The 13,139-nt window shown below is 55.2% G+C and carries 15 protein-coding genes; 11 read left to right on the top strand and 4 right to left on the bottom strand.

What is annotated here, in order from left to right:
- Nucleotide 1 precedes the first annotated feature (1 nt).
- A complete protein-coding gene (locus tag Kalk_RS17240; protein ID WP_101895433.1) occupies nucleotides 2–982 on the bottom strand; it encodes a KpsF/GutQ family sugar-phosphate isomerase in 981 nt (326 codons plus the stop codon).
- A 75-nt stretch (nucleotides 983–1,057) separates the two neighbouring features.
- Complete coding sequence (locus Kalk_RS17245; protein ID WP_101895434.1) at nucleotides 1,058–2,023, bottom strand: calcium/sodium antiporter; 966 nt, start codon at nucleotides 2,021–2,023, stop codon at nucleotides 1,058–1,060.
- Nucleotides 2,024–2,192: 169 nt separating this feature from the next.
- Between Kalk_RS17245 and Kalk_RS17250 the strand changes: the two genes are divergently transcribed.
- The 9 genes from Kalk_RS17250 (at nucleotide 2,193) to hisC (ending at nucleotide 9,337) form a co-directional block, all read left to right on the top strand.
- A complete protein-coding gene (locus tag Kalk_RS17250) occupies nucleotides 2,193–3,032 on the top strand; it encodes an ATP-binding cassette domain-containing protein (RefSeq protein ID WP_101895435.1) in 840 nt (279 codons plus the stop codon).
- On the top strand, nucleotides 3,029–3,811 hold the full coding sequence (gene mlaE, locus Kalk_RS17255; protein WP_101895436.1) for a lipid asymmetry maintenance ABC transporter permease subunit MlaE: 783 nt from the start codon (nucleotides 3,029–3,031) through the stop codon (nucleotides 3,809–3,811). Before Kalk_RS17250 ends, mlaE begins: the two co-directional genes overlap by 4 nt.
- Before the next feature lies 1 nt (nucleotide 3,812).
- Complete coding sequence (gene mlaD / locus Kalk_RS17260) at nucleotides 3,813–4,277, top strand: outer membrane lipid asymmetry maintenance protein MlaD (protein WP_101895437.1); 465 nt, start codon at nucleotides 3,813–3,815, stop codon at nucleotides 4,275–4,277.
- Complete coding sequence (locus Kalk_RS17265) at nucleotides 4,267–4,599, top strand: STAS domain-containing protein (protein ID WP_101895438.1); 333 nt, start codon at nucleotides 4,267–4,269, stop codon at nucleotides 4,597–4,599. Before mlaD ends, Kalk_RS17265 begins: the two co-directional genes overlap by 11 nt.
- Nucleotides 4,600–4,662: 63 nt before the next feature.
- Nucleotides 4,663–4,926 (top strand): BolA family protein, encoded by a 264-nt coding sequence (locus Kalk_RS17270; protein ID WP_101895439.1) that lies wholly within the window; start codon nucleotides 4,663–4,665, stop codon nucleotides 4,924–4,926.
- Nucleotides 4,927–4,944: 18 nt separating this feature from the next.
- Nucleotides 4,945–6,207, top strand: coding sequence for a UDP-N-acetylglucosamine 1-carboxyvinyltransferase (gene murA / locus Kalk_RS17275; RefSeq protein WP_101895440.1), 1,263 nt, complete (start codon nucleotides 4,945–4,947; stop codon nucleotides 6,205–6,207).
- 14 nt (nucleotides 6,208–6,221) lie between these two features.
- Nucleotides 6,222–6,860: an ATP phosphoribosyltransferase gene (gene hisG / locus Kalk_RS17280; RefSeq protein ID WP_101895441.1), complete on the top strand. Its 639-nt coding sequence runs from the start codon at nucleotides 6,222–6,224 to the stop codon at nucleotides 6,858–6,860.
- 43 nt (nucleotides 6,861–6,903) lie between these two features.
- Nucleotides 6,904–8,208 carry a histidinol dehydrogenase gene (gene hisD / locus Kalk_RS17285; RefSeq protein ID WP_101896376.1) on the top strand — a complete coding sequence of 435 codons (1,305 nt, stop codon included), beginning with the start codon at nucleotides 6,904–6,906 and terminating at the stop codon, nucleotides 8,206–8,208.
- Between the two features lie 7 nt (nucleotides 8,209–8,215).
- Nucleotides 8,216–9,337: a histidinol-phosphate transaminase gene (gene hisC / locus Kalk_RS17290; RefSeq protein ID WP_233716689.1), complete on the top strand. Its 1,122-nt coding sequence runs from the start codon at nucleotides 8,216–8,218 to the stop codon at nucleotides 9,335–9,337.
- Nucleotides 9,338–9,362: 25 nt separating this feature from the next.
- On the opposite strand, the gene Kalk_RS17295 is transcribed toward hisC, so the two are convergent.
- Both Kalk_RS17295 and Kalk_RS17300 read right to left on the bottom strand, forming a co-directional pair.
- On the bottom strand, nucleotides 9,363–9,800 hold the full coding sequence (locus Kalk_RS17295; protein ID WP_101895442.1) for a tellurite resistance TerB family protein: 438 nt from the start codon (nucleotides 9,798–9,800) through the stop codon (nucleotides 9,363–9,365).
- A gap of 23 nt (nucleotides 9,801–9,823) precedes the next feature.
- Nucleotides 9,824–10,984 carry a trypsin-like peptidase domain-containing protein gene (locus Kalk_RS17300; protein WP_101895443.1) on the bottom strand — a complete coding sequence of 387 codons (1,161 nt, stop codon included), beginning with the start codon at nucleotides 10,982–10,984 and terminating at the stop codon, nucleotides 9,824–9,826.
- Between the two features lie 106 nt (nucleotides 10,985–11,090).
- On the opposite strand from Kalk_RS17300, the gene Kalk_RS17305 reads away from it, so the two are divergent.
- Nucleotides 11,091–11,849: a Nif3-like dinuclear metal center hexameric protein gene (locus Kalk_RS17305; protein ID WP_101895444.1), complete on the top strand. Its 759-nt coding sequence runs from the start codon at nucleotides 11,091–11,093 to the stop codon at nucleotides 11,847–11,849.
- 72 nt (nucleotides 11,850–11,921) lie between these two features.
- Nucleotides 11,922–13,139: a sulfate adenylyltransferase gene (gene sat, locus Kalk_RS17310; RefSeq protein WP_101895445.1), complete on the top strand. Its 1,218-nt coding sequence runs from the start codon at nucleotides 11,922–11,924 to the stop codon at nucleotides 13,137–13,139.

Genomic DNA, 13,139 nt, shown 5'->3' on the forward strand with positions numbered 1-13,139 from the left:
CTTATACCACTCCTGCGCGCAGCAGGTCGTGCATGTTGAGTGCGCCAACCGGTTTGTTGTTGTCCACTACCATCAGGGCGGTGATTTTGCTTTTGTCCATTATGTTCAGTGCTTCCACCGCCAGTATGTGGGGGTGAATGGTCTTGGGGTTTTTGGACATAACGTCTTCAATCATGGTGGTCTGGATGTCCATGCCCTGATCCAGCATGCGACGCAGATCGCCATCGGTAAAGATGCCCACCAGTTCGTCGTTGTCGTTGAGGATGCCGGTCATTCCCAGGCCTTTGCTGCTCATTTCCAGCAGCGCCCGGCTGATGGTGACGCCTTGTTTGATCAGGGGGATTTTGTCCCCTACATGCATGATGTGTTCAACCAGCAATAACAGGCGGCGACCCAGGCTGCCACCGGGGTGAGACAGTGCAAAGTCATCGGCAGTGAAGCCGCGTGCTTCCAGCAGTGCCACCGCCAGTGCATCTCCCATGACCAATGTGGCGGTGGTGCTTGCAGTGGGCGCCAGGCCCAGGGAGCAGGCCTCTTCTTTGACGCTGATGTCCAGGTGTACGTCGGCCTGTGTGGCCAGCATGGATTTGGCATCGCCAGCCATGCTGATCAGGGGGGCACCTTTGCGCTTGATGAGGGGCACAATGTTCAGGACTTCCTCGGTTTTACCTGAGTTGGAGATACCGATTACGACATCATCGCCGGTGATCATGCCCAGGTCGCCGTGGCTGGCTTCTCCGGGATGAACGAAAAAGGCCGGGGTGCCGGTGCTGGCCAGAGTGGCTGCAATTTTGTTACCCACATGGCCGGACTTGCCCATACCGGTCACAATGACGCGGCCTTTGCATTGCAGAATCAGTTGGCAGGCTTTCTTGAAGTTGTCATCAATGCGTTCTTTGAGCGCCAGGGCCGCACTGGCCTCGATTTCAATAACTCGTTGACCTGATTGGATAAAGTCAAAGTTGTCGTGATTTGTGCTCATTCTCGTCCCAGTGGTGTTCGATGGTTCAAATCGGTTAACTAACTGCGTTATGTTCACAGTGTAAACTAAATGGCCTCAGGCGGTAACGCTCTGCTGATACAGATATCCAAGATAACCGACGTAGGCTGTCAGCAGAATGAGCCCCTCCAGCTTGGATAGCTGGCGTTTCTTGCGGGGCCACCATATAAAGGCCGCCAGCAGCAGAGTGATGGCAGCCATGGTGCCATAATCACGCACCAGGCTTACGGGGGTCACTTCAATGGGGAAGATAACGGCTCCGGCAGACAGTACTGCCAGCAGGTTCAGTATGTTGGAGCCAATTATGTTGCCCAGGGCAATGTCGTGTTGCTTGCGCAGGGCGCTGGCAACGGAGGCCGCCAGCTCCGGCAGGCTGGTGCCGATGGCGACAATGGTCAGCCCGATGATGACTTCGCTGACCTGGAGGGCGGTGGCTACTTCTATGGCTCCCCAAACCAGAATGCGGGATGATCCGATCAGTACTGTTGTGCCCACTATGAACCAAAAGATGGATTGTTTCAGCGGCAGGTCTGGAATGCTTTCTTCTATGTCTGGTGTGATCAGTTCGTCGCTGTGTTCTTTTTTGTAGCGGAACATCAGGTACATGAGCAGTATCAGCATGGCCATCATGGCCAGTCCGTCCTGCATGGAAATGAGGTTGTCGCTGCACAGGAAGCCAACGACAGCAGTGACCGCCAGCAAGGCAGGCAGGTCTTCTTTGAGCAGGCCGGAGGTAACGGGTAAGGCGGCGATCAATGCCGTTACGCCCAACACCAGGCCAATATTGGCGATGTTGGAACCAATGGCATTGCCCAGGGCAAGTTCGGGTGCTTCTTCCAGGGCGGCCATGATGGACACCACGATCTCCGGTGCAGAGGTGCCTAAGGCGACGATGGTGAGCCCGATCATGGCTTTGGACATGCCCAGGCCTTCCGCCAGCCCTACTGCACCGTCTACAAATTTATCCGAGCTCCAGACCAGTAAAACAAGTCCGGCAACAATGGCAAAAAAGGCAAGCAGCATGACTGAAAATCCTCAGATGAAGTCGGCATGCAATGTAATGAGAAAGCGCACACCATGCAAGGGTGAACAGTCGTTTTTCCTTTTACGGACATAGTGATATAGTTCTGCACCTTATTCTAGTGGGATTGCTCCCTAGTGGAACTGGAACGAACCGGGAAACAGCAGCTGCATGGCATCTGATTCAGCACCAATCGATCAAACCGACGCTAAAAACTATGTCGAAATCAGCGATATGACGTTCATGCGCGGTGATCGAACTATTTACAACAATGTAAATATCGATATTCCCAAGGGCAAGGTCACCGCCATCATGGGGCCCAGCGGTACCGGTAAAACCACCTTGTTGCGCCTGATCGGGGGGCAGCTGAAGCCGGACACGGGTAAAATTATTGTCGATGGCCACAATGTTCCGGATCTTGGTCGCAGTGAATTGTTCGATGTGCGCAGTAAGATGGGCATGCTGTTTCAGAGCGGAGCGCTGTTCACGGATTTGTCGGTGTATGAGAACGTTGCTTTCCCCCTGCGGGTGCACACCGACCTGCCCGAAGACATGATTCGCGATATTGTCTTGATGAAATTACAGGCAGTAGGGCTGCGTGGTGCCAAGCATCTGATGCCCAGCGAACTGTCTGGCGGGATGGCACGGCGGGCGGCATTGGCGCGGGCCATTGCGCTGGATCCGGATCTGGTTATGTACGATGAGCCCTTTGCGGGGCAGGATCCCATGGCCATGGGGGTGGTTGTGCAGCTGATACGGCTGTTAAATGATGCGTTGGGCCATACCAGCATTGTGGTGTCCCATGATGTACAGGAGGCTGCCAGCATTGCCGATTACATTTATGTGATTTCCGGCGGTGAGGTGATCGGCCGCGGCAGTGCCGACGAAGTTATGAATTCTGATCTGCCCATGGTACGTCAGTTTATGCAGGGGCTGCCGGATGGGCCGGTTCCTTTCCACTTTCCAGCACCGAGCCTGGAAGACGATTTTCTCAGAGGCAGTTCATTGTGATAGATCGAATTGCAGCATTTGGCCGTTCCGGGCTGGAGATGCTTGAGGCCCTGGGTCGCTCCGGGCTGTTTCTGTTCCACTCGCTGTGGGCGCTGCCGGATCTGCGCACCAATGCGCCGTTATTGGTCAGGCAGATCTATTCGGTGGGTGTGCTCTCCATGGTCATTATATTGGTGTCCGGCCTGTTCATTGGCATGGTGCTGGCCTTGCAGGGCTATAACATTCTCAATCGATACGGCAGTGAGCAGGCGCTGGGTCAAATGGTGGCGCTGACCCTGTTGCGGGAGCTGGGGCCAGTGGTGACCGCGTTGTTGTTTGCCGGGCGGGCGGGGTCTGCGCTGACCGCAGAGATCGGCCTGATGAAGGCAACCGAACAGTTGGCCAGCTTGGAAATGATTGGTGTAGACCCTTTGCGCCGCATCGTATCACCCCGCTTTTGGGCCGGTTTTATCTGTATGCCCACGTTGGCCATTATCTTCTCCAGTGTGGGGGTGATGGGTGCCTATGTGGTGGGAGTGCTGTGGTTGGGCGTAGACGGCGGCTCCTTCTGGTCCAATATGCAGAGCAGTGTGGAGTGGGGTGATGACGTGATGAATGGCTTCATCAAAAGCGTCGTATTCGGCATTGTGGTTACCTGGGTCGCGGTATTCCAGGGCTACGATACAGTGCCCACTTCCGAAGGTATCAGTCGGGCTACCACCCGTACGGTGGTTTATGCCTCCCTGGCGGTACTGGGATTAGACTTTATTTTAACCGCAGTCATGTTTGGAGAACTGTAAAATGCGCATGCGTACCTTGGAGTTGGCGGTTGGTGGATTCATGCTGATTGGCTTGCTGGCAATAATATTTCTGGCTCTGCGGGTGAGTGGCCTGTCGATGAACTCTGCTGAAGAGGTGTATCGCATCTCTGCCAAGTTCGAGAACATTGGCGGTCTGACCGCGCGGGCCAAAGTGACCATGGCGGGCGTCACAATCGGCCGGGTTACTAATATCTATCTGGATCGGGAAGACTTCGTCGGGGTAGTGGAAATGGAAATCTACAAAAATGTGGACAACCTTTCCAGCGACACCAGTGCTGCTATTTTGACCGCTGGGGTGCTGGGCGAGAAGTACATAGGCCTCAGCCAAGGCGCCGAGCTTGAGAACCTGGTGGAAGGCAGCGAAATCTACAACACCCAGTCAGCATTGGTGCTGGAAGATCTGATTGCCAAGTTTCTGGTGGGAAGAGTATCCGATGAGCCCTAGCAGCAATGGGCTGTCCGGCCTTGGTGTAAGCCTGATCCGGGTGAGCGATAATCAATTGGCCATCAGTGGCGACATGCTGTTTGCCTCCGCCACCCGCTTGCGCAGTGAAGGTCAGAAGCTGATTCCCGGTATGGCGGATCGAATCAGTGTCGATTTGTCTCAGGTTGGGCGGGTTGGCAGTGTGGGGATCTCGGTATTGATGTGCTGGTTACGCATGGCCCAGGTGCTGGGTAAGACGCTGGTTTTTGTCAATGCGCCGGACGATATGCTGGACGTAAGCCGGGTCAGCAGTCTGGATACGGTGATTCCCTTTTCTTCCTGATTTTAGCGTCGAATTTGTTTACAATGTCGCCTTTCAAACCCCAACGATCCCGGGTAGTTCTAAATGATCACAGCCGAAGATATTCAACAGCGCCTCGAAAGCGGTATTGAGGGTGCTCAGGCCATGGTACGACTGGACGGCAATAAATGCCTCGTCGCCGTGGCTTCTGCAGCCTTTGAGGGCTTGCGTTCCGTTAAAAAACAACAGTTGGTATATGCCTGCCTGAACGAACTGATTGCCAGTGGCGAACTGCACGCCGTCAGCATGCATACCTACACCCCATCCGAGTGGGAATCCCAGAAAAAGCTGGGTATCCCTGGATTCTGATCTGCACGAGGCCTCAACATGGATAAACTGATTATCACCGGGGGCGGCAGTCTCAACGGTGAAATCCGCATTTCCGGGTCAAAAAACTCTGCCTTGCCTGTGCTGGCAGCGACCCTGCTGTGTGATGAAAAGATGAAGGTCTGCAACCTGCCGCATCTGCAGGACATTACCACCATGATCGAATTGCTCGGTCAGATGGGGGTGGAGCTGATCATTGACGACAAGTTAAATGTGGAAGTGGAAGCCAATACCATCAAGCAGTTGGATGCGCCCTATGCTCTGGTCAAAACCATGCGCGCGTCCATTCTGGTGCTGGGCCCGATGCTGGCTCACTTCGGTGAGGCCCATGTTTCCCTGCCCGGAGGTTGCGCTATCGGCAGTCGCCCGGTGGATCTGCACATTCACGGCCTGCAGGCCATGGGTGCTGACGTTACTGTCGAGGGCGGTTACATCCATGCCTACAGCAAGGGCCGCCTGAAAGGCGCCCGTATCGTGTTGGAAACCGTAACCGTAACCGGCACCGAAAACCTGATGATGGCTGCCGCGCTGGCTGATGGTCAGACCATTCTGGAGAACGCTGCCCGTGAACCGGAAGTGGTGGATCTGGCAGATTGCCTGACGGCCATGGGCGCTGATATCAAGGGTGCAGGCACTGACACCATTATTATTAACGGTGTAGAGCGCCTGCATGCCTGTGAATACACCGTGATTCCTGATCGTATCGAAACGGGCACCTATCTGGTGGCGGGAGCCATCAGCCGTGGCAAGGTGAAGGTCAAGCATACTCGCCCGGATATTCTGGATGCGGTGCTGGCCAAGCTGGAAGACGCGGGCGCGACGGTGATCACAGGAGATGACTGGATCGAGCTGGATATGAAAGGTAATCGCCCCAAAGCGATTAATATTCGTACAGCACCTTATCCTGCTTTTCCCACGGATATGCAGGCCCAGTTCACCGCCTTGAATGCGGTGGCGGAGGGCACTGGCACCATTATAGAAACCATCTTTGAAAACCGGTTTATGCACGTCTCCGAGTTGAATCGTATGGGGGCGGACATCCATCTGGAAGGCAATACCGCCATCATCAAAGGGGTTGAGCGCCTTACCGGTGCGCCGGTTATGGCCACCGATCTGCGGGCTTCAGCCGGGTTGGTTCTGGCCGGGTTGGTGGCCGATGGTGATACCCTGGTGGATCGTATCTACCACATCGACCGTGGCTACGAATGTATTGAAGAGAAACTGCAAATGCTGGGTGCGACCATTCACCGCATACCATCGTAAAGAAAGAGTGCATCATGACAGCAAGAATACGCATTGCCCTGTCCAAGGGGCGCATACTGGATGAAACGCTGCCGCTGCTGAAAACGGCGGGTATCGAGCTGCTGGAAGAGCCTTCCAAAAGCCGCAAGCTGATCTTTCCCACCAGTAACCCCAACGTGGATATCATCATTATTCGCGCCACCGACGTGCCCACCTTTGTGGAGCATGGGGCTGCGGATATTGGTGTGGCGGGTAAAGATGTGTTGATGGAGCATGGTGCTCGTGGCGTATACGAGCCTCTGGATCTGAACATCTCCCGCTGTAAGTTAATGGTGGCCGCTAAAAAAGATGTGGCAGAGCCGGAAGGGCGCCTGCGAGTGGCCACCAAGTTCGTAAACATCACCAAGCAGTATTACGCCGAGAAAGGCGAGCAGGTTGAAATCATCAAGCTGTACGGTTCCATGGAGCTTGCGCCTTTGGTGGGGCTGGCGGACAAAATTGTCGACATCGTCGATACCGGCAACACCTTGCGTGCCAATGGCTTGGAGCCTACGGAGCTGATTGCTACCATCAGCTCGCGGCTGATCGTCAACAAGGCCTCCATGAAAATGAAGCACAGCGTCATTCAGCGCCTGATTGACCAGCTGGCCGAGGCTGTTGAGAATAACCGTTAACCCCTAAACCGCATTAATGCCCGACTATCGTGAGGACTATCCCATGACCCTGGACATCACCCGACTGGACGCCAACCAAGCCGATTTTGAGCAGCGCCTCGACGCCCTGCTGGCCTGGGAGAGTGTATCCGACCATGGGGTGCAGACAGCGGTGCATGAGATCGTCGAAAGCGTGCGTCAGCGTGGCGATGCCGCGGTGCTTGAGCATACCAATCGCTTCGATCACATGGCAATCACGGATCTGGCCGACCTGGTGGTGCCAGACAGCCGATTGCAGGATGCGTTGGATCGCATTCCGGCGGATCAGCGGGTGGCCTTGCAAGTGGCTGCCGAGCGGGTGCGGGCTTATCATGAGCATCAGAAGCAGGATTCCTGGAGCTACACCGAAGCCGACGGCACCCTGCTGGGGCAGAAAGTAACCCCGCTGGATCGGGTTGGGCTCTATGTGCCCGGCGGCAAGGCCAGCTACCCATCCTCGGTGCTGATGAACGCCATTCCCGCCAAAGTGGCCGGTGTCAAAGAGATCGTGATGGTGGTGCCTACGCCCGGCGGTGAAGTGAACGAAATGGTGTTCGCTGCTGCCAAGATTGCCGGCGTGGATAAAGTAATCACCATCGGCGGCGCTCAAGCAGTAGCGGCGTTGGCCTATGGGACGGAAACCGTGCCACGAGTGGATAAAATTGTTGGCCCTGGCAATATCTATGTGGCCACCGCCAAGCGCATGGTGTTTGGGCAGGTGGGCATCGACATGATTGCTGGCCCTTCCGAAATTCTGGTGGTCTGTGATGGGCAAACTAACCCCGACTGGATTGCCATGGATCTGTTTTCCCAGGCGGAGCACGATGAAGATGCCCAGTCCATATTGGTGTCGCCTGATGCCGATTTCATCGAGCGGGTCGCGCAGTCGCTACAAGAGCTGTTGCCGACACTGGAGCGGGAAAGCATCGCGCGCGTGTCGCTGAAGAACCGGGGAGCACTGATCAAGGTGCAGGATTTGGATCAGGCGGTAGAGCTGATCAACCGTATCGCGCCAGAGCATTTGGAGCTGTCGGTGGAAGATCCGCAAACCATGGCTCAGCGAGTGCGTCACGCCGGTGCCATTTTTATGGGGCGCTACACCGCTGAAGCGCTGGGTGATTATTGTGCCGGGCCGAATCACGTACTGCCTACATCCGGTACAGCCCGCTACTCGTCACCGCTGGGTGTTTATGACTTCCAAAAGCGCAGCTCGTTGATTATGTGTACGCCAGAGAAGGCATCCGAGCTGGGTAAAGTCGCTTCGGTGTTGTCGCGTGGTGAAAGCCTCACCGCCCACGCCCGTTCTGCCGAATACCGCATCAAGGATTAAGTGCAACATGGATAAACAAAGTAACGTTATGAGTGATCTGGAGCGTGCTACCCAGGCACGGGTTGAGCAGTGTGTACGTCCTGAGATTCGGGCCCTGTCCGCTTACCATGTGCCGCCTTCCTCCGGAATGGTGAAGCTGGATGCCATGGAAAACCCCTATCGTTGGCCCGGCTCCATGGTGGATCAGTGGCTGGAAGTGCTGCGGGATGTGCAGGTAAACCGCTATCCTGATCCCGCCTGTGCCGAGCTGAAAGAGGATCTCAAGTTGCTGATGGGGGTCGACCCAAGGCATCAGGTGGTTCTGGGTAATGGCTCTGATGAGTTGATCCAAATCATCGCCATGTGTCTGGCTCAGCCCGGCCGTACGATTTTGGCGCCCGAGCCCAGTTTTGTTATGTATCGCATGATTGCCACTTTCTGCGGCATGGCGTATCGCGGCGTGCCCCTGGCCGAGGACTTTGCGCTGGACCTGCCTGCAACCTTGCAGGCCATTGAAGAGACTCAGGCGGCTCTGGTATTTCTGGCTCAGCCCAACAACCCCACTGGTAATCTGTTTGATCTGGATGCCGTGAAGCAAATCTGTGCCGCGACCCCTGGCCTGGTGGTGATTGATGAAGCCTATATGGCGTTCACCGATCGTCATCACCTGAGTTTGATGGACGAATTCGATAATGTGGTTGTGATGCGCACTCTCTCCAAGATGGGGCTGGCGGGCCTGCGTTTGGGCATGCTGTTTGGGCCACCCCAGTGGTTGAGTGAATTCGAAAAAGTGCGCTTGCCATACAATATCAGTGTGCTCACAGAGGCCTCTGCCCGGTTTGCCCTGAATCATTTCGATGTTATGAAAGCTCAAACGTCCGAGCTGCGGCAGAATCGCTCAGAGTTGATGGCGGCATTGCAGAAGCTGTCTTTTGACAAGGTTTGGCCCAGCGAGGCGAACTTCATACTGGTTCGTACCGGCTCTGGGCAAGCGCGCAAGGTGTTCGAGCGCCTGAAAGACGCTGGCGTCTTAATCAAGTGTCTGGATGGAGCCCACCCGCAACTGCAGGACTGCCTGCGCTTGACGGTGGGAACGGCGGATGAGAACCGGCTGTTATTGCAGGCGCTGCATGGGGCCATGAATGATTAAACAGGCTGGCTTGAACTAGCCGGGCTCAGCTCGGCTTCGCCTCCAGTTTTGCTTTGATAAACTGCTCATGAGGCACATAAATCAGCTCTGCTATTTTGCGAATAGTGTGGTCTTCATAGCGATCCACTTCACCATCGGCCCAGGCCACCTTCCACATGTTCAGTACTAACTCGTGCTTTTTTTCCGGGCTGAAATGATCGTTGATCTGGCGAGTCATTTCGAACAGGTCATGGGCATCCCGGTGCCTTGATTTGGCATTGGACAGCAACTCCTGGCATTCCGCCTCAGTCACCTTTAATGAATGCAGGATGGCGTTTCGAATTGTGCTTTCTTCGGTGTCCTGCCAATCGTCATCGGCTGCCATCACTTCCACCAGCAGCGCGGCGGCGGCCAGATCAGGGCTGATGCTTTCGCGTTCGGGGCCGGTTGGTTGTTTGAATAAATCCAGAATTCGCTTAATCATATTGGCCTGTCGATAGGTTGGTTTTAGCCTTGCGGAGTGGGGCGGGCCCCCACTACCACCAGAATATCCAGTGACTGTTCCTGGCGGTTTACTCGTATGGTCACCTTGGCTCCGGGCTTCATATTGGCAATCATTTCCATGGCTGCCCGCGGATCTTCGATCATATTGCCGTTCATGTGGGTGATGATGTCACCGGGGCGAATGCCTGCCTGATGGGCGGGGCCATTCTTGGCAATTCCCATCACCAGCAATCCTTCGATATTCGGGAGGTTGAATGCCTTGGCCAGCGCCGGGTTCAAAACCTGGGGCTCGATGCCTACCCAGCCTCGAATCACCTGGCCATACTGCACTAACTGCTTGACCACATCGGTGGCAGTGCCGATGGGGATGGCAAAGCCAATGCCGAGGGAGCCGCCGGAATTGGAATAAATCGCGGTATTGATTCCGATCAGATCCCCATACGCATTAATCAGGGCTCCGCCGGAGTTGCCTGGATTGATGGCAGCATCGGTCTGGATGAAATCCACAAAAGAGCTGATATCCGATTGATGACGCCCCAAAGCACTGACAATGCCCTTGGTAACGGTCTGGCCCACGCCAAAGGGATTGCCGATGGCCAGCACCACATCACCAACTCGAATATTTTCTGTTTTGGCGAGGTTGATTGCTGGCAGATCCGGCATATCGATGTAAATCAGCGCCAGATCGGTTTCCGGATCGGTGCCCACCACCATTGCATCGATTTCCCGACCGTCGGCCAGGCCTACTTTTATCTGATCGGCCTGTGCGATAACGTGGTTGTTAGTGAGAATATAGCCCGATGGGCTTATGATCACCCCGGAGCCAAGGCTCTGTTGCATGCGCTGACGGCGTGGGGCCTGATTGAGGCCGAAGAAACGGCGGAACACCGGGTCGTCTGCCAGTGGGTGGGCTTTCTCAGTCACCAACTTGCTGGTGGCGATGTTGACCACCGCAGGTTGAGCCTTGCTGACCGCATCGGCGTATGAAATGGGGTCGCTGATGCTGGCAGTGCTTTGAATCGGCGTTTCGGTAATCTGCTTCTCGATCAGCACCACTTCGTGCTGAATCGGTTGCGATGTGCGCTCGATGATGAAAATGTAGCCCAGAGCGATGATCAGTCCGTAGAGCACCGGGCCAATCAGTGGGCGTAGAACTGATTTCATAAGGTGACTGGTAAATCCACAGCAGTTTTTGAAATAATCACGCACAAGCGCAGCACGTTACCACGTAACCAACTGATCCACCACCCTGCCAGCAGCGGAGCACAACATGATAGAACGCCAGGCCCTGTTACAGTATCTGAATTCACTTTTAGAGCCTGAATATTTCAAAGATTACGCGCCCAATGGTCTGCAAGTGCAGGGCAAGCCGGAAATTGCCACCCTGGTCAGTGGCGTCAGCGCCACCCAGGCACTGATTGATCGCGCGGTACAACTGAAAGCCGATGCCATATTCGTGCATCACGGTTACTTCTGGCGGGGGGAAGATCCCTCCATCGTCGGCATGAAGTTCAATCGAATCAAAACGCTATTGGCCCACAATATCAACCTGTTTGCGTACCACCTGCCACTGGATGCTCACCCGGAGCTGGGCAACAACGCCCAGTTAGCTGCGCGGCTGGGTATCATTATGGACAGTGGCCTTGATCCGCTGGAGCGCCGCCCCATCGGCAATGTCGGGCACCTGGCGCAACCACGCAGCGCCAAACAGTTTGCCGATACCATCGAATCAGCCTTGGGGCGCGCCCCGTTATTGGTCGAGGGGGGCGATCATCCAGTATCACGGGTAGCTTGGTGCACCGGTGGCGCACAAGGCTACATAGAAAAAGCCGTTGCTATGGGGGCCGATGCGTTCATCAGTGGCGAGATCTCGGAGCAGACCACCCACGTGGCCCGTGAGTGCGGCATTCATTACTATGCTGCGGGCCATCACGCCACAGAGCGTTATGGTGCCAAATCCGTAGGTGAGCATTTAGCGACAAAATTCCAGCTAAATCATGAGTTTGTGGATATTGACAACCCTGCCTGAATTTTGTTGCCAGAACCGTTATAATGCGCGCCGTTTATTAACTTCAACGATCAATCACAGACGAGTATCAAGATGTCGAACCTAGTGAAGCCTCATGGTAGTGACCAGCTCAAACCCCTACTGCTGGAAGGGAATGCCCTCACTGCGGCCAAAGCCAAAGCCGAATCCTTGCCCCAGATCCAACTCAGCTCCCGCGAAACCGGTGACCTGATCATGCTGGGTATTGGCGGATTTACCCCTCTGGAAGGTTTCATGGGCAAAGCAGACTGGCAGTCTGTGTGCGACAACATGGCACTGACGAACGGTTTGTTCTGGCCCATTCCCATCACCAAATCTGTGGATCAAGCCACCGCCGACAGCATTGAGGTTGGTGCCGAGATCGCGCTGGTGGATGGCGAGTCTGGTGAGCTGATGGGCTCCATGACAGTCACTGAAAAATACAGCATCGACAAAGCCCATGAGTGCCAGAAAGTATTCGGCACCGCAGACATCGAACACCCCGGTGTGAAAATGGTTATGGAGCAGGGCGAAGTGAACCTGGCCGGTACCGTGCAAGTGTTTTCTCAGGGCGAGTTCCCAGAGAAGTACAAAGGTATCTACATGACTCCGGCTGAAACCCGTGCCCTGCTGGAGGAGAAAGGCTGGACCACCGTTGCAGCATTCCAGACCCGTAACCCCATGCACCGTTCCCACGAGCATCTGGCCAAGATCGCCATCGAAATCTGCGACGGTGTCCTGATCCACTCACTCCTGGGCAAACTCAAGCCCGGCGACATCCCTGCAGACGTACGTCAGAATGCCATCGGCACCCTGATCGACCAATACTTTGTTAACGACACCGTAGTCCAGTCCGGTTACCCTCTGGATATGCGTTACGCTGGCCCCCGTGAAGCACTGTTGCACGCTCTGTTCCGTCAGAACTATGGTTGTTCCCACCTGATCGTGGGTCGTGACCACGCTGGTGTAGGTGATTATTACGGCCCCTTCGATGCCCAGCATATCTTTGACGAGATCCCAGGCGATGCACTGATCACTCAGCCTTTGAAGATCGATTGGACTTTCTGGTGCAACAAGTGCGGCACCATGGCTTCCATGCGTACCTGCCCTCACGATGCCGAAGACCGCGTGCTGGTTTCCGGCACCAAGTTGCGTAAGGCGTTGTCTGAAGGTGGTGAAGTGGCCGACAACTTCAGTCGTCCTGAAGTGCTCGAGATCCTGCGTGCCTATTACGCTGGCCTCGAAGACCACGAAAAAGTAGAAGTGAAGTTAACCGGGCACTCCGCTAAGTAA

The sequence above is a fragment of the Ketobacter alkanivorans genome, from assembly GCF_002863865.1.
GTDB lineage: Bacteria > Pseudomonadota > Gammaproteobacteria > Pseudomonadales > Ketobacteraceae > Ketobacter > Ketobacter alkanivorans.

Bases quoted from the DNA above. Each gene is read 5' to 3' on its own strand.
- Kalk_RS17240 (WP_101895433.1), bottom strand. From the start codon at position 982: ATGAGCACAAATCACGACAACTTTGACTTTATCCAATCAGGTCAACGA.
- Kalk_RS17245 (WP_101895434.1), bottom strand. From the start codon at position 2,023: ATGCTGCTTGCCTTTTTTGCCATTGTTGCCGGACTTGTTTTACTGGTC.
- Kalk_RS17250 (WP_101895435.1), top strand. From the start codon at position 2,193: ATGGCATCTGATTCAGCACCAATCGATCAAACCGACGCTAAAAACTAT.
- mlaD (WP_101895437.1), top strand. From the start codon at position 3,813: ATGCGCATGCGTACCTTGGAGTTGGCGGTTGGTGGATTCATGCTGATT.
- Kalk_RS17265 (WP_101895438.1), top strand. From the start codon at position 4,267: ATGAGCCCTAGCAGCAATGGGCTGTCCGGCCTTGGTGTAAGCCTGATC.
- Kalk_RS17270 (WP_101895439.1), top strand. From the start codon at position 4,663: ATGATCACAGCCGAAGATATTCAACAGCGCCTCGAAAGCGGTATTGAG.
- murA (WP_101895440.1), top strand. From the start codon at position 4,945: ATGGATAAACTGATTATCACCGGGGGCGGCAGTCTCAACGGTGAAATC.
- hisG (WP_101895441.1), top strand. From the start codon at position 6,222: ATGACAGCAAGAATACGCATTGCCCTGTCCAAGGGGCGCATACTGGAT.
- hisD (WP_101896376.1), top strand. From the start codon at position 6,904: ATGACCCTGGACATCACCCGACTGGACGCCAACCAAGCCGATTTTGAG.
- hisC (WP_233716689.1), top strand. From the start codon at position 8,216: ATGGATAAACAAAGTAACGTTATGAGTGATCTGGAGCGTGCTACCCAG.
- Kalk_RS17295 (WP_101895442.1), bottom strand. From the start codon at position 9,800: ATGATTAAGCGAATTCTGGATTTATTCAAACAACCAACCGGCCCCGAA.
- Kalk_RS17300 (WP_101895443.1), bottom strand. From the start codon at position 10,984: ATGAAATCAGTTCTACGCCCACTGATTGGCCCGGTGCTCTACGGACTG.
- Kalk_RS17305 (WP_101895444.1), top strand. From the start codon at position 11,091: ATGATAGAACGCCAGGCCCTGTTACAGTATCTGAATTCACTTTTAGAG.
- sat (WP_101895445.1), top strand. From the start codon at position 11,922: ATGTCGAACCTAGTGAAGCCTCATGGTAGTGACCAGCTCAAACCCCTA.